The organism is Mesorhizobium huakuii (assembly GCF_030160235.1).
Classification (GTDB): Bacteria; Pseudomonadota; Alphaproteobacteria; order Rhizobiales; family Rhizobiaceae; genus Mesorhizobium; species Mesorhizobium huakuii.
Genome location: NZ_BSNY01000009.1, coordinates 1 through 17,630 on the forward strand (window position 1 = coordinate 1; position 17,630 = coordinate 17,630).

A 17,630-nucleotide genomic window follows, 5' to 3' on the forward strand; every position below is an offset into this window, starting at 1 on the left:
TCGCAACCAACAGCCTCTTCTGGACATGGACCTGACCAAAAACGTACAAAGTCGAGCTCAGAGACCGTTTCGAAATTCGCTCTGGCGAGTCATATGGTGGTGGTTTTGAGAACCGGAGCGCAGCGGACATTCGGGTCCGTGAGCTCAGTTCTACTGCACGCAGTAGAACGGGGAAGCGCAGAAAACGCCATCAGACGGCCGCCAGAGCAGAATTTCCAAACGGCCTCAGGACTTGGTATGGGTGACCGTCCCCGCCGTCAGGATGCGCAGCACCCTGATTGCTTCCTCGCCGCTGGTGCGCGGCTCGGCCCGCGTCTCGATGCAGTGGATGAAATGCTCGAGTTCGCGCGTCAGCGGCATGCCTTGCCCGACCGCGACATAGGACGGCTCGTTGGTGGTGAAGGCCCATTGGCCGCTGTCCTGCCAGACCGCGTGGCGGTACACGGCAAGCTTGCGCTCCCAAGGCTCGACATCGTCGAACACCGCCATCGCCTTGGTGCCGACCACGGTCAGCCGTCGTTCGCGATAGGGATTGAGCCGCGAGGTGAAGAGATGGCTGCGCAGGCCGTTGGGAAAGCGCATGTGCAGATGCGCGAAGTCGCTGAGGTTGTCGAGGAGTGCCGCACCCTCGCCGCGCACCTCGATCGGCTCGGTGCCGGTGATGGCCAGGATCATCGACAGATCGTGCGGCGCCAGGTCCCACAGTGCATCGTTCTCGGTATGGAACTTGCCAAGGCCTAGCCGGTGCGAGTGGATGTAGCGGACCTCGCCAAGCTCGCCATTGTCGATCAGCCCCTTCAGCGTCTCGAAGGCGGGATGAAAACGCAGGACATGGCCGACCATGAAGACGCGGCCATTGTCCTTGGCCGCCTGCACCGAGCGCTCGGCATCCGGAACGGTCAGCGCGATCGGCTTTTCCACCAGCACGTCCTTGCCGCTCTCGACAGCGCGCACGGAAAGGTCGGCATGGTATTGCGGCGGCAAGGCCATGACGATGGCGTCGATGTCGTCCCGGCCGAACAGTTGGTCCGGCTCGATCGCCAGGCAATCCTGTTCGCTGGCAAAGCCTTCGGCACGCGCCCGGTTGGCGTCGGAAACCGCGTACAGCGCGCCAAGCGCCTTGAGGGTGCGGATATGGTTGCTGCCCCAGTATCCGCAACCGAGGACTGCAATGCGCGGCTTCATCTGTTTCAAACTCTAAAAACTCGTGGCCGAGACATAGCGACGTGCCCCTTCGAACTCAACCCCGGCGGTTGCAACCAAATGTCCATGCGGCAAAGCTTTTTCCGGCAATGAGAATATGCGGCGATATGGAATGCTTCGAAGCTTGACAGGCTCGCCCTCCCAACCTTATATCCGCGCGACCTTGGCGAACGCCTCGAAATGCCTTTCGATTTAAGGCGGATTTCGGGCCTTTCGCCGCCCTGGCGGGGTAGCTCAGTTGGTTAGAGCACGGGAATCATAATCCTGGGGTCGGGGGTTCAAGTCCCTCTCCCGCTACCACCCTTCTCCACGACAGAGCTTGCAGCAGGCGCGACCAATCGCGGCCAGCTACTTGAGTTGCCGACGAGGTTGGCTGGTTTATCGGCGAGCGAGTCGCAGTGGATCACCAACGTCATCGACGCGGCGCCCCGCGAGAGCCTGCATCGAGCGGCGTCAGCGTCCCTCAGTCGCTCGCCAAGCCGCCCGTCCCCGGCGAACATGTGGACGCTTCCCTGATCATTGCTTGGTGAACGCGCCCGTGTAGGTCTGGCCGGCGAGCGCATAGGTTCCGGCCAGCGTGCCATCAGGCAACATCGTCAAACTGATGTCGGCGCCATTCGGCAGGCGCCCGAGCTTCAATGTGGTCCCGACAATTCTTCCTTCACCGGCGGCCTCTCCCGGATTGTTGTCGCCCAGATTGCCCCACGCGAAGGTGACCGTCACCTTGCCGTTTGGTGAAATCGTCTGCACGGCTACCTTGGCTTCATACGTGCCCTCCAATCGCCCGGCCCACATGCCCGAAAAAGCGGCGTACTTTGTTGGAACGCCCTTCGCTGGCGGCGTAATCGTCACGGATGGATCCATGATGGTCGAACCTGCAGGAGCAGTCGCGGGAGCCAATGCAGGGGGAGCGACAACCGGAGCTGACGGAGGTTCGACAGCGGCGGGTTGCGGCTCCACAGGAGCCGATTGGCATGCAACCAGGGCAAGTGCCGCGAAGCCCAGCATCGTGTTCCGCATCAAGTTCTCCCCATCATAAGCGGTCGGTCGGCAACAGGCCGCCGAATTGCACATTATTCTGCTTCGTGCAGGTCATCAGCACGATTTTGCCGGGAACCCCGTACGAATGGGCGGCGCTTTTCCTCGTGTTTTACCGCATACCCGCTGCCCTGCGAAATGTCGGCGCCGATCGTCGCGACAGTCTAAGCTTTCTATTATAGCTTAATATATATTAGCTGTTTCTTGACAAACTGCCTAAGCTCTGGTTTCCTAATTTGACGGGTTTTTAGGCAAGTTCGTTGCGTTTTTTACGGACGGTGTTCGCATGTCAACTTTGGTTGTCGCGGACCCGCGGGGGGTGTATCTCGCCGGTCTGGAATGGGTCCTGCAAAAGGCAGGACACGATGTTGTCGCCCAGTGCCGCCGGCCTGCCGACATTCTCCTTCATGTCGCGCGCCATCGGCCCGATATCGTCATCGTCGGCTTGAACATCGCGGATCCGCAGACGATCGGTCTTTCCGCCCGGCTGAAAGCCTGCAACAGCACTCTCGGCGTCATCTTCATCATGCAGCCGAACGGCAGGCTCGACATCAAGGAAATTCAGGCGCTCGACAGCGACGGCCTGCTGCTCGACGGCATCAGCCACCGCTACCTCGTCGAATGTGTGAATGCGGTGGCCGCCGGCAAGAAGTGGATCGACCACAAGATCGTCCAGCAATTGCTGATGCCCCGATCGCAGCCCCAGCCGAAATCCAAGCTGACCGGGCGGGAGAGCGAGATCGCCGACCTCGTCTCGCGCGGGTTGCGCAACAAGATCATCGCACAGCGGCTGCATGTATCCGAAGGCACCGTGAAGATGCACCTGCATCACGTCTACGAGAAGCTGCACCTCGGCGGCCGGGCGGAATTGGCCTGGGTCGCGAATGGCAAGGATGCCGAGCATCCAGGAATAGGCCGAACCGGCCTGCTCTGATCATCGCTTTCAACCTGGCATCGACATGATGCCCGCAACCGGCCGGAAAGCCGCCCGACGGCAATGGCCCGCGGCAAAAGCGCAACCGCCCGCGCCGGCCTGATCTATCGAAGGATATATATCGTTCGATCAGGTGCGGCCATTCACCATAACACTATCGAAGCGGGAATGGACGCGCCCTCCGCGTCGGCGGCACATTGAGGATCAAAGGTCGCAATTTCATGCGCCGGCGGATGCGCTTGGGTAGGGGCATCCGGCATTTGGGGGGAGTTAACCCCTTTTCTTGATGCGTTTTGAACCGGGGAGAACCTCCATGGCACTCGACATCACAACTCAAGACATCATCATCGACGAAACCATCGGCCTTCAGGATAACGACGTTGACCCGTCCGTTGTGCCGCACAGCACCAACACAACGCTGACATACCTACTGGGTCTCGACGCGGCAGGCGGGCTGCCCTCACCGGAGGTTGCCTTCCAAAGCAACTTCGTGGTGGCTTCGGCGAGCGCGGGGGAAACCATCACCTCGGTTGTTCTCACGCAAAGCGCATCCGGGACCCCGTTTTCCACCACCGTCGGCGTGAACAGCGGAATTCAAACGATCGACGGCAATTATGTCTGGCTGTTCCAGGATGCAACGCACGCGAACGTCGTGATCGGTGTCATAGGCACCTCCGACCCGCTCGCCGAGCCCGCCGAGACCGGGCCGCTCGCCTTCTCGCTTGGGCTGATCAACACCAGCGCAACCAATGCGGATCTGTACACGGTCGAATATGTGCCGTTGCACCATCCGGACACAGCCAACCCGGACGACCGCATCGATCTGACCAACAAGGTGTTCGCATCGGTCGTGGGCACCACCGTGAACAATTTCTTAGGCTCGGCCGCCGCGCCCGGCAATCATGATTTCTATCTGATCAACTCATCCAATGACGCTTCCAAGCAGCTTCTGGTGATCGGCTTGAACGGTGGCACCGCCAACGTGAGTACACAGGGCTTCGGCGTCGACAACCAGAGCATCAATCCGAACGAAACGCTGCAGGTCGATTTTGTGACCGGCGGCAATCTGAACGCAGGCACCGCCGCGCAAATCCAGTATGGCGCGCATATCGAGACCATCACCCAGGCCGGGTTCACGATCAACCAGATAACGCCTTCCACTCCGACTGCGCGTGTGGACGTCAGCATCAGCGCCTTCAACAATACCGGCAACGAGCAAGGCACGGACTTTTTTGACGGCACCTCGACCAACCCCGTGGACATCACCGGCATCAAGTTGACGGGTACATCGGAATTTGCCTCCGTCATCACCGCTGATGGCACCTATGCCACGGGGGCCGGCAACATCACCGTCACCGGGCTCAGCGGGAGCGGGAACACCGTCACCATCACCGGGCTCGACAACGTCACGACGGTCGATGTCACCACCAGCAGCCCGATGGACCGGTTGCAGGTCAAGGGGGTCGATGCAAACGAAGGGTGCGACATCAGCGAGTTCCATTTCTCCGCGACGAGCACAAACGCCCACACCGAAGAGGTCGGCTCCTTCATCAACTTCGACGATGACGGCCCGAGCATCTCGACCACCGGCACCGAGCCGACGCTGACCGTCGACGAGACGGTGCTTGCCACCAACGACACGCGTAGCTTCGCCGCCAACTTCAGTCCGGCCTTTGGCGCCGATGGCGCCGGCACGCTCACCTATGCATTGAGCGTCGTGGCCGGCCCTTCGGGTCTGACCGACACCGCCACCAATGAGGCAGTCAACCTCTCGGTCAACGGCAGCGGCGTCGTTGAAGGCCGCACCGCCACCACCAACCTCCTCGTCTTCACCGTCTCGGTCGATGCCGCCGGCAGCGTCACCCTCGATCAGATCCGGGCGGTGGTGCATCCGACCGCCGACCCCGACGAGAGCAAGACCCTGAACGCCGACAATCTGGTCCAGCTCACCGCCACCATCACCGACAAGGACGGTGACCACCAGGCGGCCACCCTCGACATCGGCCAGAACCTCATCTTCAAGGATGACGGCCCGAGCATCTCTACCACCGGCACCGAGCCGACGCTGACCGTCGACGAGACCACCCTGGGGCCCGCCGCCACGCAGAGCTTCGCCGCCAACTTCAGTTCGGCCTTTGGCGCCGATGGCGCCGGCACGCTCACCTATGCGCTGGGCTTCAATCCCGGTGCAACCGGGTTGGTCGATACGCTAACCGGCGAGGCGGTCGTCCTCTCGCTCAATGGCGCCGTCCTTGAAGGCCGCACCGCCGGCACCAACGACCTTGTCTTCACCGTCTCGGTCGATGCCACCGGAAGCGCGACCCTCGACCAGCTCCGCGCGGTGGTGCATGCCAACCCTAACGACCCCGACGACAGCAAGACCCTGAACGCCGACAATCTGGTCCAGCTCACCGCCACCATCACCGACAAGGACGGCGACCACCAATCGGCCACCCTCGACATCGGCACGAACCTCGTCTTCAAGGACGATGCTCCGACGATCACGGTGCCGTTCGACGGTGACCAGAACGCCGGCAACGGCACCGGGACCCACGAGACCCTGCCTAACACGCTTAACGCGTCGGCCACCGGAGCCTTCGGGTACGACATCGGCGCCGATGCTCATACAGCCGCGTTCTACACCAGCGGTGGTTCTGACTTTGTCGACCAGAATGGCGCGCTTTCCGGCGTCCAGATCGGCCTGACTGGTACGATCACCGGCGGCGGTGGTGGCAATATCCTCACCCCCGACGTGACGCTCGCATCGGAGAGCCTCACGTCGGCGACGTTCAACTTCAGCTTCACCTACGACAAGGATCCAGCGGCTGGCGTCCAGACGGGCACGGCCGGCGGCACCCTCGTTTTCGACAAGGTTGCGGACACTTACACCATCCACCTGACCGACCCGCTCGAAGGTTTCAGCTTCGACGTAATTCACACCAGTGAGCTCCTGTCCAAGGTGCCCACGAGCAATACCGGCCACCCGCCGATCGTGCTGGAAAAGTTGCAGGCGGATGATCCAACTACGCCGGCTAATGAAAATTTCTACGTGCAGTTCACCGGCAACTTGATCAACAAAGCCAACCCGTTCAGCTTGACGAACAATGGTGAGGGGTCATCCAGTGACTCCACATTCACGCTCGGCGGCCATGAGATGGTGAGCAATGCCAATGAGACGTGGGTGTCCGCGACACAGGCCACCAACGGTGTCGCCGGCGACACGATCCAGAAAGGCGAACTGCTCACGTTGCGGTTCTTCAACAGCGACGTCGGTATCGTGAACGAGGCCACCACCCCGACGGCGACTGCAGGCGCCATGGCCATTAAGTTCGACGGCATCGGCAACAGCGAAGACCTGATGCTGATCCTCAACCTGCTCGACGACAAGGGCACGGCGTCCACAGCCGACGATGTTTCGATCACGCGGGCTATGTACGTGGAGAACGCCGACATCTTCAGGACAGGCCACGTCCCGGCCCCGTACAGCAGCGAGTTCACGCTCGACAACAACGACGGCCTCGTGATCATCGAGCAGAACGACTACAACGCAGCCGGCGAGCACTTCGTGTTGCAGGGTGCCCAGATCATGCAGTCGGGCAACGGCATCACCGGCAACAGCACGGCGATCAACCTGAACCCGACAACCGGCGCTGGCGGCGGCAGCAATGCGACCACCAGCCTGGTGAACTTCGACCCCACCGATAACGACGTGCTGAAGATCACGGACATCGGCTTCACCTCGACCGTGACCCAGACGCCGGATGCCCATCTCGACTTCGCCTTCAAGGTGGCGGACGCGGATGGCGACCAGACGGCGATGCAGCACATCCTTGTCGATGTCGCCTGAGACTCGACCAACGGGGGCAGCCATGGCTGCCCCCGCACCCCGCGATCTGTCGCCCGGAGATGTCAACCAGATGATGAAAAACAGACAACAGCCCCCTGCCCTGCAGGTGGTGATGAAAGAGGTCAGACGCGCCATCCGGCCGCTTATCTGGTTCAGCGGCGGCATCAACGTGCTGATGCTGACCGGGGCGCTTTATATGCTGCAGGTCTACCACCGCGTGCTATCCAGCCACAGCCTGGAGACGCTGGTGATGCTGTCGCTGATGGCGGCAGGCGCACTCGTGACAATGGCGGGGCTGGAGGTGGTGCGCGGGCGTCTGCTGGCCACCGTCGGATCGTGGATGAATGCGCGATTGGCACCGGTTCTCCTGACCGCATCGGTGGAATATGCCGCCTCGGCGCCGGGTCATGCCAACGCCCGTCCGTTGCGCGATCTGGATCAAGTCCGGAATTTCTTCACCAGCCCAAGCATCTTCCCGATCCTTGACGCGCCCTGGGCGCCGCTGTTCTTCGCCGCCATATTCGTCATGCACCCTTGGCTGGGCTGGTTGGCACTGTGCGGCGGGATCGTCCTGTTTGCCCTGGCGGTGCTCAACGAATACCTCACGCGCAAGCCCTTGACCGAGGCCGCGAACGCACAGTCGCGGGCCTATGTGCAGGCCGAGGCGGCGATCCGTAACGCCGAGGTTGTGCAGGCGATGGGTATGCTGAAGCCACTGCTGGAGGGCTGGAAGGCACAGCAGGACGAGGCAAACAAGGGACAGGTTCTTGCCGCCAACCGTGGCGGTGTCATCGCGGCCATCGCGCGTTGCCACCGGCTGGCCCTGCAAATGGCCATACTGGGCCTTGGCGCCTACCTGGTGCTTCGCAACGAGGCTTCGCCCGGCATCATGATCTCCGCCTCGATCCTGATGGGGCGCGCGCTGTCTCCGGTCGAGCAAGCGATCGGCACATGGAAGGCGACGGTCGGAGCGCGTGCCGCTTACCGGCGTCTCACCGCGGTCGCCGGGGAGCACCGGGAAGCCGCGCCGGTTCTGCCGCTGCCCCGTCCGAAAGGCAGGTTCGAGGCCGAGAACCTCGTGCTGGCCCGGCCGGGTGGCGAGCACATCCTGAAAGGCATCAGCTTCCGGCTCAACGCGGGTGAGGCCATGGCGTTGATCGGCCCGAGCGGGGCCGGCAAGACAAGCCTGGCGCGGATACTGGCCGGCGCCTGGCGCCCCTCCGCGGGGCGTGCGTTGCTGGACGGCATGGACGTTGCCCAATGGGCGGCGGAGGACCGTGGTCACTATGTCGGTTACCTGCCGCAGGACATCGAGCTCTTCGCCGGCACCGTCTCCGAAAACATCTGCCGCTTCGCGAATATCACCCCGGCGGTCTTCAACAACGTGGTCAAGGCCGCGCAGCTGGCGGGAGTCCACGAACTGATCAAGGGATTGCCGAAAGGTTACGCCACCGACATCGGCGAAGCCGGCGCGGTGCTGTCGGGCGGCCAGCGCCAACGCATCGGGCTGGCGCGGGCGCTCTATGGCGACCCGGCACTCATCATCCTGGACGAACCCAATTCCAACCTCGACCGCGAGGGTGAGGACGCTCTGATCGCCGCCCTCGGCGCGGTGAAGGCGGCGGGCACGACCGTTATCCTGATCGCGCACCGGGCGAACATGATGGACAAGGTCGACAAGATATTGGTTCTCAACCGGGGCCAACAAGACCTCTTCGGTTCACGCGACCATGTCTTCAACGAACTCGCCGCGCGCGTCCGCCAGGTAACTCAGATACCCGCAAATCCGGCGATACCGGCAAATCCCGCGCCGGAAATCTCCACCGCCGTGATCGGCGCCAGCAACGGGCCACGTCCCTCTTCAAAGCGTACGTCGCGTCAAAGCGCAATGAGCACGGCTGTCGTGGCGAACCAGGCATGAAATGAGAACAGCTATGAACGTCGTGCCGTTACCCGTCCCGCCGCCCTCCCTGCTGGAACCGGTCCCCCTGCGTCTCACGGGCGTGACGTGTACCGGCTTCGCCATCCTGTTCCTGTTCTTCGGCGTGGCCGGCGGCTGGGCCGCCCTGGCGCCGTTGGACAGCGCCGCGGTGGCCCCGGGCGTCGTGAAGGTCGCCGGCGACCGCAAGCTCATCCAGCACCTTGAGGGCGGCATCATCGCGGAGCTCAATGCCGCCAACGGTGATATCGTCAAGGCGGGCAAGGTCCTCGTGCGGCTCGACGACACCCAGGCAAAGGCGCAGCTCGACCTGATCCAGAACCGGATTGCCACGCGAGAGGCGCTGGCCGCACGCCTCAGGGCCGAGCGTGACGGCAAAGACGAGATCGCGTTTGACCCGGCGTTGCTCGCAAATCCCACCACCGCCGCGAAGGACGCGGTTGCCGCGCAGCGTGACGTGTTCGCGGCCAAGCATCACAACTTGACGGACGAGCAGGAAATTCTCAATCAGCGCCGTCGCCAGACCGAGGAAGAGATAACAGGACTGGAGCAGCTTATCGTCACCAAAGACAAGCAGATCGACGCGATCGAGGGTGAAACCAAGGATCTCGAGAGCCTGCTCGCGAAGGGACTGACCACGCGCGAACGGAACCTTTTGCTCAGGCGGCAACAGCAGGAGATCGAAGGGGATCGCGCTACCAACATCGCCGCGATCGCCCGTGCCAGAAGTGCCATGGCCGAGATCGACATGCAAATCCTGAACCTCGGCACAGTGCGGCTGAACGAGGCCGTCGACGAGTTAAGCAAGGTCGAAGCGGAATTGTTCGATCTTAGACAAGAGGAGCGTTCCGCCAGGGACGTGCTTGCCCGTACCGATGTTGTCGCCCCGGTTGACGGCATCGTCATGGATCTGAAGGTCCACACAGCTGGCGGTGTCGTCAAACCCGGTGAGACATTGATGACGATCGTACCGCTCGGACAACAACTCGTGGTCGAGGCCATGGTCAAACCGGAGGATGTCGAGACGATCGCTCCCGGACAGCCCGCGCACGTCAGCTTCCCGGCCTTCGCACGCTACAATCTGCCGCCGCTCGACGGCGTCGTGGAGATCGTGTCGGCCGACCGCATGGTGGAGGAGCGCAGCGGCGCACCCTATTTCGCCGCGACCGTGTTGATCGACAGAAACGAACTCGCCAAGCTGGAGGGTCGCAAGCTGCTGCCCGGCATGTCGAGCGAGGCGATGATCCGGACGGGCGCCCGCACCGTGCTTTCCTACCTCGCCGAGCCGATCACCCAGAACTTCCGCCGGGCGATGCGGGAAAAATAGCCATAGACAGCCCAAGCCGGGGCGCTGGGCTAGTCGCCCGGCTGCCAAGGACAGTCAGTACCGTTCGAGGAGGCGGCGTGCCCGTGAGCCACTGCGCACACGGGCGCCTGCGGAAATGCCTTTACTCGCCCAATACGACCCCGGATGCCACGATTTGTGCCGTGCGCTCGGTCAGCTTTCCGCGTTTCACAAGCGTGGGTTTGACGTAGGTCTTCTTCATCATCGCGATCCGCTGGCAGTGGCACCGGGACTAAACGACCTCGGCGCACCAACGTTCCATGGAACCCGGCGAAGGCGGCTGGCAGGCCGCCGCTCTTGTCCTTACCGTGCGCTCAACGCGACCATGCGGTCGAGCGCCGCGGTCAGGCCGTGCAGCGACACCGGGAATGTCAGTGGCGTCTCCGCATCTGTCGTGACATTGAGCTTCAGCACCTCGCCTACCCTCAGCTTTCCGAGCATGGATCGGTCAAGGGAAAACACCGCGATGCAGCCTGTCGGCAGGCAGGTCCTGAAGCGCTGTGGGGACAATGGCGGCTGATCGTCGATCTGGGGCGTCACTCCCGGATCGAGCAGGATGCCGAAGGGCAGAAGCAGGGTGGCCACCGTCGACCCGTCCGCGCGCCTCTGTATCTCCATGGCAAGCAGCCTTTGGCCGTTCTGCTGGACCTGGTCCTGTGAGAGCGAACAGACCCTGGCATTTTCCTTGACGGAGCAAGCCACGCTCCAGTCCTGATAGACTTCGCGCAGCGATGACGGTCCGTCTGGAGCCGCCGCCTGTTGTTCAGCCGACGCTGGCGACATCAACGAGAATGCGATTGCCCCGTATGCGCAGACGGCCTTGAGGCCACGCTTCATGTGCAGACCCATTCACGAATCTTGCATTTGGCCCCTGACGCCTCGCAAGCCTGCAAGGCGAGGTCTTCGGCCTCGCGGCGGGTCTCTGCCGAGTTCACGCCCCAGGGCGTGAAACGGTTCTCGACCTTGTCGGCCATGGCCAGCGCGCCGCAGTGCTTGTAGGGAAAGCCGGTCTGGTCGTCATCGGTCCAATGGCGATGGTTGCGGAAGACGGCGACGACGTTGCACGCCTTGCCGCCGGCGTTCTCGCAATGTTTCTGCGCGATGTCCTTCGCCTCCTGCCGCTTGTCGGCGCCCCAGAAGAAGCCGTATTTGCTGTCGGACTGGGAATAGGCGATGGCCGCCCAGATGCCTTTTTCCTCCTGCTGCGGCTCCGACGGCGCCACCAGGTCGGACGAGACGACGTGTCCGCTCCACAACAAGGTCAAGCCCAAAATTGCCAAAGCCCGCAATCTCATGGTCGGCACCCCTTTCCTTGATCCTGGTCGCTTCGCCTACTTCGCCGCTGACGCGACGGAGATCACCACGCAGCTTTTGCCTGTCGGCAGCAGAAGGGCCTCACCGGCATTGCCGCCGAGTTCGTAAACCTCGACCTGCCCGAGATGGTCGGTGATCTTGCTGCCCTGCGGAAGAATGGACGGAAGATCGGCGCACGGGCTGGCGAACGGCGCTACCCGCACCATCGTCCCCTCGCAACCCGAAGCGGTGGGCGATGCGAAAACGACGCCGGCGGCGGGTCCACTATAGCGTTCCGTCGCATAGTCCATGCCGACGAAGGCCTGGACGGCGTGCTTGTCGGCGGCCTGGTCGTTCCACAGGGATTTGACGCTGTACTTCGTGCCTGTCGTCAAGATCTGCCCGAGCACCGGATAGATGGTCGAACAGGCCTGCACCCCGGCCTGCTTGACATGCTCGAGGAAAGGCGTGTCCGGAAGCGCCGGGTTGGCTGTCTCGGCCTGTGCGGCGGTCGCGCTGCCGACCAGATTGGCGATCGCGGCATAATTCCCGGCGGCAAAGCCAAGGCCCGCCACGACGAGCCCCAACAGTGAAAATCCGACGACGCGCGGCCATCGCCGCCGCGTCGGTTCGACAAGCCTCTGCCGGTCGGCCTCGACGGCCTGGCTGCTGCGTTTTGCGGACATGAACTGGTCCTGCTGGCTCATTGTGCTGCCCCGGTCATTTGAGTGGCGAAAGGGCTGCCGTCAGCCCCTTGAGTGTTGCCGCGGTCACGGTGATCGTCTTGCCGTCGACGGTCGGATAGGAAATCGCCGGCGTCGCATTCTGCGAGATCTGCTGGCGCATGACGGGGCCGACCGGCAGCATGCCGACACAGACCACTTCATTGCAGCCGTTCAGGTGGACGTCGATCGCCTGGTCCCGCCCGTCGAACTTCAGCGACACCAGGCCATCGCTCCTGGCGTTCGGCGCGGTGCGGACGATCATGTAGGGCTTGCCGTCCTGCGTGGCGGCCAGCGACCAGCTGAAGGCCATCTTGCCCGAGGAATCCTCGATCACCTGAGAGACATTGCAGACCTTCTTGCGCGCCTTGAGGTTCTCGTCGCAGATCAGCGTCCAGTTCTCGAAGGGACGGATCGTGCGCTGATAGGTTCCCAGTTTCACGTCGGGCGGCAGCACCACATCCGAGGGCTTGATCCTGTAGGGCGACGCCACCTGCCCAGCGGCCGGCACGAGGCCGCCGCAGAGCGCCAGGCAGGTCAGTACGGCAAGTCCTTTCATTCCTGCCTCAGTTCAAGGTGAAGCTGATGCCGGCGCCCACGCCGACATGACCGCCGGCGGCCGTGCCCGACACGTTGCCGCGGATGCGGCCGTCCTCGCTCGTGTAGCCCGCACCGAAGGCCAAGGCGCTCGAATCCCGCCAGAAGCCGCCGCCGGCCGCGACGCTGAGCTTGCCGGGACGGTCGTCATAGCGCAGCGAGGCCGCGGCCAGCCCGATCGCCGCCGCCTGGCGGGCTTCGTCGCGTATGCCGCTGATGTCGGTATTGAGCTGGCTGAGCTTCTGGTCGGTATAGTTGTTGGCCTGCTGCAAGGTCGTGGCGGCCACCTTGTCGGTGTAGGTGTTGGACGTGCTGATGGCGTTGGTCAGGCCCTGGTTCAGCTGGTTGACATTGACCGCGTCGGTGCCCGCCACACCGGGTCCGACATTGGAGATGACCACCGGCGCGTTGACGTCGCCGCCCTGCAGCGTGATGCTGTTCTTCTTGCTGCCGTCCGGATTGGTGTCATAGACGACGGCATTCTGGGTGAGCGATCCGAGGCCCGATTTCAGGTCCTGGATCGCCGTGTTGGTGGCGTAGAGCTGCGAGCCGTTTATCGCATCGGTGCTGCCGGCGTTGATCTGTCCGGCGGCGACGTTGGTGATCGTGCGCTCGGCGCCGGCACTGCCGACGCTGACGGTGCCGATCGGGGCGGTGCCGGCGAAAGTGTAGGTCTTGCCGTTGATGACGGTGCTGGAAGTGCCGACCGCTGCCTGCGTCACTGCGCCGGAACCGAGCGCCACATCATTGGCGTTGTTGGCCTTGGCGCCCTGGCCGAGCGCCACGGCGCCTTGGCCCGTGGCGGTCGAGCCATTGCCGGCGGCGAGGCTGTTGGTGCCGCTGGCCACGCTGGCCGGCCCGATCGCCACACTGTCGGTGCCGCTGGCGGTGGAGTCGGCCAGCGTCGAATTGGCGTGGAAATACTTGATGCCGGCGCCATTGCTGATGGTGGTCAGCGCATTGTTGACGGCCGTGAACCCGTCATAGACGGTCGAGTAGGTGTTGCCCTGGATCGTATAGGTCGGCCCGGTGATCGACCCGTCGGGATTGACCGTGGTGCCGCCGCCGAAAAGGTTGCTGATGTTTTGCGACACCCCGCGCAGCTGCGAGACGTTGACGGCATCGGTATTGGCCGAGCCTGCCGCGACATTGGTGAGCTTGCGCTCGGCTCCCGCGCTGCCGATCGACACTTCGCCGGCCGAGGTCTGCGGGCCGGTGAGCGCAAAGGCCGTGTAGCCGGCCTGGGCGCCGACCGTGGTGACGGACTGCGCGCCCAGCGCCACGCTGTTGGCGAAGGTGCTGTTGGCGCCCGCGCCGAGCGCCACCGACTGGACGCCGGCCGCGGTCGAATTGGTGCCGAGCGCCAGGCCGTCGGCCAGCATGACATGGGCGTTCTGGCCGATGGCCGTTCCGCCGGGCGCGGTCTGGTCGACGATGGCGCCATTGCCGATGCCGACGCCATTGTCACCGTTGACGACCGTCGTCGGGCCGACCGCGACCGACTCCGCCCCGACCGCGAGCGAGTCGCCGGCCGTCGAATTGGCATGGAAATACTTGGTCGACGTCGCCGAGACCGAGGCGATCACCCCCTGCAGCTGGCGCACGGTCACGGCATCCTGCGCCTGCGTGCCGTCAGCCACATTGGTGATCTGGCGGTAGGACGTGGCCGTGCCGACCGACACGGCGCCGAGCAGCGTCTTGTCGGTGGTGTTGTACTGGATGAAGTTGGCAGGACCGGCCGCGATCTGGCCGGTGGCGGGCGCCACGGCCCGGTCAGCCACGGAACCCGAACCAAGCGCCACGCTGCCGTCGATGCTGGCCAGTGTGCCGCGGCCGAGCGCCAGCCCGCTGACGCCGGTCGCGGTCGCCTGGTAGCCGACGGCGGTGGAGCCGACCCCTTGCGCGAAGGAATCGGTTTGCGCCAGGCCGGCCTCGTTGGTGCGGGCGTAGCGGATGCCTATGCCGTTGGCGTCGGTATAGGCGGTCGAGGTGTCGCCGGCGATGTTGTTGATCGTGTTGCCAAGATTGGTGACGCCACTGCCGATATTGGCGATATCGGTCGTGTTCTGCGTCACCTGCTGGTTGGTGGCGAAGAGCTGCGAGCCGTTGACCGCATCGGTCGAGCCGCCATTCAACTGTCCGGCCGCGACGTTCTGGACCTGGCGCTCGGCGCCTGCCGACCCGACCGAGAAGGCGCCTGCCGGCGTGCCGCCGGCGAAGGTGTAGGCGGTGCCGCCGATCGTGGCTCCGCCAACATTGGTCGTTGCTCCTGACGTCGAATTCAGGCCGATCGCCACATCGCCGGCGTTGTTGGCCACGGCGTTGGGCCCGACCGCGACGGAATTCGTTCCCAGGGCCTGAGAATCCGGCAGGGCCGAATTGGCGTGGAAATACTTGATTCCGCCGCCGACATTGATGTTGTTGAGCGTGGCGCCGATGGCGTCGACCGCCTGGTTGGTGGCGAAGAGCTGCGAGCCGTTGACAGCATCAGTCGACGTCAAGCTGATCCGCCCCGCCGCCAGATTGGTGAGCGTGCGCTCCGCACCCGGCGCGCCGATGCTGACCGTCGAGGTCGGATTGGTGCCCTGGAAGGCATAGGTCGTACCGTTGATCACGGCGCTTGCCGTGCCGACCGCCGCCGTGGTCACGGAACCGGAGCCCAGCGCCACGTCGCCGGAGCTTGCGGCTGCGGTAGCGCCATTGCCCAGCGCGACATTGCCTGCGAGGCCGGCGGCACCAGCAGTCGAGCCATTGCCCAGGGCAACGGAGCCCTGCCCGATCGCCTTGTTGTTGTTGCCGATAGCGACAGCGCCGTTGGCCATATTGGCCGCGGTGGCGCTCGCCGTGCCGTCGCTGTTGGCGATGTTGTTGGCGCCGCCGGTGAAGGCGCCGGTGCCGCTGGCATAGCTGGGATCGCCGATGGCGACCGCGCCGTCGCCGTAGGCGGTGTTGCCGGAACCGATGGAGACAGCCTTGCCCCCGGTCGCCACCGCATTGGTGCCCATGGCGACCGCTTCGGCAGAACTGGCCTTGGCATTGTTGCCGACGGCAATGGCGCTCGTCGCCGACGCATTGGCGCCGATGCCGAGTGCCGTACTGCCAATTCCGCCGGCGTTGGCGCTGACGCCGGCGGCGAGAGAATTGTCTCCTGTCGCTTTCGCGCCGGACCCGAACGACGAAGCGTTTGCGCCACTGGCGACAGCGACGTTACCGACCGCTGTACTGGCGGTGCCACTCGCAATTGAGGTGGTGCCCATGGCGATGGCGTCCTGCGCGCTCGCATTGGCCGACTTGCCGATCGCCGTGCCGTCTACGCCGCTTGCAGTGGCGCCTAGTCCCAGGGCACTTGCGTTTGCGGCGGTCGCAGCGGCGTTGTTGCCGAGCGCTGTGGTCGAGACGTCCGTGGCCTGGGCTCCCGATCCGGCCGCGACGGAGCCTACTCCGCTCGACACGGCCGAATTGCCGAGCGCCAGCGCGAAGTTGCCCGAAGCATTGGCGACGTTGCCGAGAGCTTGCGAGTTCAACCCTCCGGCGCTGGCCTGGTTGCCAATCGAAACGGCATTCGTCCCGGCGGCTTTGGCCAGGTAACCCATGGCCGTGGTCCCGACGCCGGAGGCGGCCGCCCCGTTGCCGATTGCCGTGGACTGGTTCGCCGACGCCGTGGCGGAGGTTCCGAACGCGCTGGACCCGGTCCCGGTCGCGGATGCGCTCGAGCCTACCGCGGCCGACCATGCCCCCGTTGCGGTTGAGGCTGTGCCGAGCGCAACGGCCTCGAACGTGAAGCCGGCAGGAGCGGTGCCGCTTGCATTGGCATTCGTGCCGATGGAAACGGGAGAACCGCCGCCCGCTCCAGCGTTTGCCTTGGCGCCGACCCCCATGGCTATGGCTGAACCGTTTGCAGATGAGGCGTTGGAAGACAATCCAATCGCCACCGAGGCGCCACCCGAAGCGCTGGCCGTTGAGCCGAGAGCGACGGCGTTCGCCCCGTTTGCGGTGCTGTTGACACCAAAAGCCGATGCTCCGTCCACGAGTGCGCGGGCGTTCCCACCTACGGCAAGAGCGTTAACGCCGGTGGCGTTCGCGAAGACACCTATACCTATGGCGTTGAGGCCATTGGCACCCATCGCATAGCCGATGGCGATCGAAGCATCGCCCGTTGCGGTGATACCGGTGCCCAACGCCAAGGCGTTGTTGCCATTCACGTGGGCGTTGTTGCCAACGGCGGTTGAGGCAGCGCCGGGGGCGGTGTTGCCACAACCGATCGCTATGCTTTGCACCCCTGCGGAGGGGTTCGTGCAGTTCGCGGCGTTTGTCAGAACCCCGTTACCAATGACAACCTGCGCGAAAGCCGCCTGCGGGATCATGATCCCCATGACTGCCCCGAGCATCCCACCGGCGCCCAGCGCTCCGAGCCCCAGGCGCTTGCGCCCCATACCGAGCACGCAATGAGCCATGCGCAGCACCGCCATCAGGCGGCGGCGGAGCGCGCGGGAGCCGTGCTCGGCCCCGGCAATCCAATGCCTGGCGAAATGCGCCGTGCGATGCTGAACAAACGAGCCACTCGAAATGCGATTGTCGCTCATGGTCCCTCTCCGTTCGCCAGCGGTCGGCAAATGTCTGACAAATTCCAGCACTCGCAGAAAGCCATGATTCTGGTTTGCCGTATTTCAGGAAATTGCTATTTTGTCAGAAAAAATAGCGGCAACTTCGCA

At 63.9% G+C, this 17,630-nt stretch carries 12 protein-coding genes and 1 tRNA gene; 5 read left to right on the forward strand and 8 right to left on the reverse strand.

Annotated features, from left to right (window positions below):
- Positions 1 to 225: 225 nt before the first annotated feature.
- Positions 226 to 1,185, reverse strand: a complete 960-nt coding sequence (locus tag QQK95_RS02465) for a Gfo/Idh/MocA family protein (RefSeq protein ID WP_284268540.1) — start codon at positions 1,183 to 1,185, stop codon at positions 226 to 228.
- Between the two features lie 241 nt (positions 1,186 to 1,426).
- On the opposite strand from QQK95_RS02465, the gene QQK95_RS02470 reads away from it, so the two are divergent.
- Positions 1,427 to 1,503: transfer RNA gene (locus tag QQK95_RS02470), tRNA-Met, on the forward strand.
- Between the two features lie 216 nt (positions 1,504 to 1,719).
- Here the strand turns inward: QQK95_RS02470 and QQK95_RS02475 are convergent.
- Positions 1,720 to 2,223 (reverse strand): hypothetical protein, encoded by a 504-nt coding sequence (locus QQK95_RS02475; protein ID WP_284268542.1) that lies wholly within the window; start codon positions 2,221 to 2,223, stop codon positions 1,720 to 1,722.
- Between the two features lie 304 nt (positions 2,224 to 2,527).
- Here QQK95_RS02475 and QQK95_RS02480 point away from each other — a divergent pair, with 304 nt between their 5' ends.
- From QQK95_RS02480 to QQK95_RS02495, 4 genes are all read left to right on the forward strand, one after another.
- Positions 2,528 to 3,175: a LuxR C-terminal-related transcriptional regulator gene (locus QQK95_RS02480; RefSeq protein WP_284268544.1), complete on the forward strand. Its 648-nt coding sequence runs from the start codon at positions 2,528 to 2,530 to the stop codon at positions 3,173 to 3,175.
- 313 nt (positions 3,176 to 3,488) lie between these two features.
- Positions 3,489 to 7,022 (forward strand): DUF5801 repeats-in-toxin domain-containing protein, encoded by a 3,534-nt coding sequence (locus QQK95_RS02485; protein ID WP_284268546.1) that lies wholly within the window; start codon positions 3,489 to 3,491, stop codon positions 7,020 to 7,022.
- A gap of 73 nt (positions 7,023 to 7,095) precedes the next feature.
- A complete protein-coding gene (locus QQK95_RS02490; protein ID WP_284268837.1) occupies positions 7,096 to 8,943 on the forward strand; it encodes a type I secretion system permease/ATPase in 1,848 nt (615 codons plus the stop codon).
- Positions 8,944 to 8,956: 13 nt separating this feature from the next.
- Complete coding sequence (locus QQK95_RS02495) at positions 8,957 to 10,288, forward strand: HlyD family type I secretion periplasmic adaptor subunit (protein WP_284268548.1); 1,332 nt, start codon at positions 8,957 to 8,959, stop codon at positions 10,286 to 10,288.
- 121 nt (positions 10,289 to 10,409) lie between these two features.
- Here the strand turns inward: QQK95_RS02495 and QQK95_RS02500 are convergent, their stop codons facing one another.
- The 6 genes from QQK95_RS02500 to QQK95_RS02525 all read right to left on the reverse strand — a co-directional run bounded on the left by QQK95_RS02500 (position 10,410) and on the right by QQK95_RS02525 (position 17,501).
- Positions 10,410 to 10,508, reverse strand: coding sequence for a putative RiPP precursor (locus tag QQK95_RS02500; RefSeq protein WP_193364014.1), 99 nt, complete (start codon positions 10,506 to 10,508; stop codon positions 10,410 to 10,412).
- Positions 10,509 to 10,609: 101 nt separating this feature from the next.
- On the reverse strand, positions 10,610 to 11,155 hold the full coding sequence (locus tag QQK95_RS02505) for an invasion associated locus B family protein (protein ID WP_284268552.1): 546 nt from the start codon (positions 11,153 to 11,155) through the stop codon (positions 10,610 to 10,612).
- Complete coding sequence (locus QQK95_RS02510; RefSeq protein WP_284268553.1) at positions 11,140 to 11,601, reverse strand: DUF4189 domain-containing protein; 462 nt, start codon at positions 11,599 to 11,601, stop codon at positions 11,140 to 11,142. Before QQK95_RS02510 ends, QQK95_RS02505 begins: the two co-directional genes overlap by 16 nt.
- 36 nt (positions 11,602 to 11,637) lie before the next feature.
- The gene (locus tag QQK95_RS02515; protein ID WP_284268555.1) at positions 11,638 to 12,306 is read right to left on the reverse strand and encodes a hypothetical protein; all 669 of its coding nucleotides are present in this window, start codon (positions 12,304 to 12,306) and stop codon (positions 11,638 to 11,640) included.
- A 13-nt stretch (positions 12,307 to 12,319) separates the two neighbouring features.
- Positions 12,320 to 12,880 (reverse strand): invasion associated locus B family protein, encoded by a 561-nt coding sequence (locus tag QQK95_RS02520; protein ID WP_284268557.1) that lies wholly within the window; start codon positions 12,878 to 12,880, stop codon positions 12,320 to 12,322.
- 7 nt (positions 12,881 to 12,887) lie between these two features.
- Positions 12,888 to 17,501 carry a beta strand repeat-containing protein gene (locus QQK95_RS02525; RefSeq protein WP_284268559.1) on the reverse strand — a complete coding sequence of 1,538 codons (4,614 nt, stop codon included), beginning with the start codon at positions 17,499 to 17,501 and terminating at the stop codon, positions 12,888 to 12,890.
- Between the last annotated feature and the right edge of the window lie 129 nt (positions 17,502 to 17,630).

Excerpts from the sequence above, each read along its gene's own strand:
- QQK95_RS02520 (WP_284268557.1), bottom strand. The coding sequence starts at position 12,880 with ATGAAAGGACTTGCCGTACTGACCTGCCTGGCGCTCTGCGGCGGCCTC.
- QQK95_RS02510 (WP_284268553.1), bottom strand. The coding sequence starts at position 11,601 with ATGAGATTGCGGGCTTTGGCAATTTTGGGCTTGACCTTGTTGTGGAGC.
- QQK95_RS02490 (WP_284268837.1), top strand. The coding sequence starts at position 7,096 with ATGAAAAACAGACAACAGCCCCCTGCCCTGCAGGTGGTGATGAAAGAG.
- QQK95_RS02495 (WP_284268548.1), top strand. The coding sequence starts at position 8,957 with ATGAACGTCGTGCCGTTACCCGTCCCGCCGCCCTCCCTGCTGGAACCG.
- QQK95_RS02525 (WP_284268559.1), bottom strand. The coding sequence starts at position 17,501 with ATGAGCGACAATCGCATTTCGAGTGGCTCGTTTGTTCAGCATCGCACG.
- QQK95_RS02485 (WP_284268546.1), top strand. The coding sequence starts at position 3,489 with ATGGCACTCGACATCACAACTCAAGACATCATCATCGACGAAACCATC.
- QQK95_RS02475 (WP_284268542.1), bottom strand. The coding sequence starts at position 2,223 with ATGCGGAACACGATGCTGGGCTTCGCGGCACTTGCCCTGGTTGCATGC.
- QQK95_RS02480 (WP_284268544.1), top strand. The coding sequence starts at position 2,528 with ATGTCAACTTTGGTTGTCGCGGACCCGCGGGGGGTGTATCTCGCCGGT.
- QQK95_RS02465 (WP_284268540.1), bottom strand. The coding sequence starts at position 1,185 with ATGAAGCCGCGCATTGCAGTCCTCGGTTGCGGATACTGGGGCAGCAAC.
- QQK95_RS02500 (WP_193364014.1), bottom strand. The coding sequence starts at position 10,508 with ATGAAGAAGACCTACGTCAAACCCACGCTTGTGAAACGCGGAAAGCTG.
- QQK95_RS02515 (WP_284268555.1), bottom strand. The coding sequence starts at position 12,306 with ATGAGCCAGCAGGACCAGTTCATGTCCGCAAAACGCAGCAGCCAGGCC.
- QQK95_RS02505 (WP_284268552.1), bottom strand. The coding sequence starts at position 11,155 with ATGGGTCTGCACATGAAGCGTGGCCTCAAGGCCGTCTGCGCATACGGG.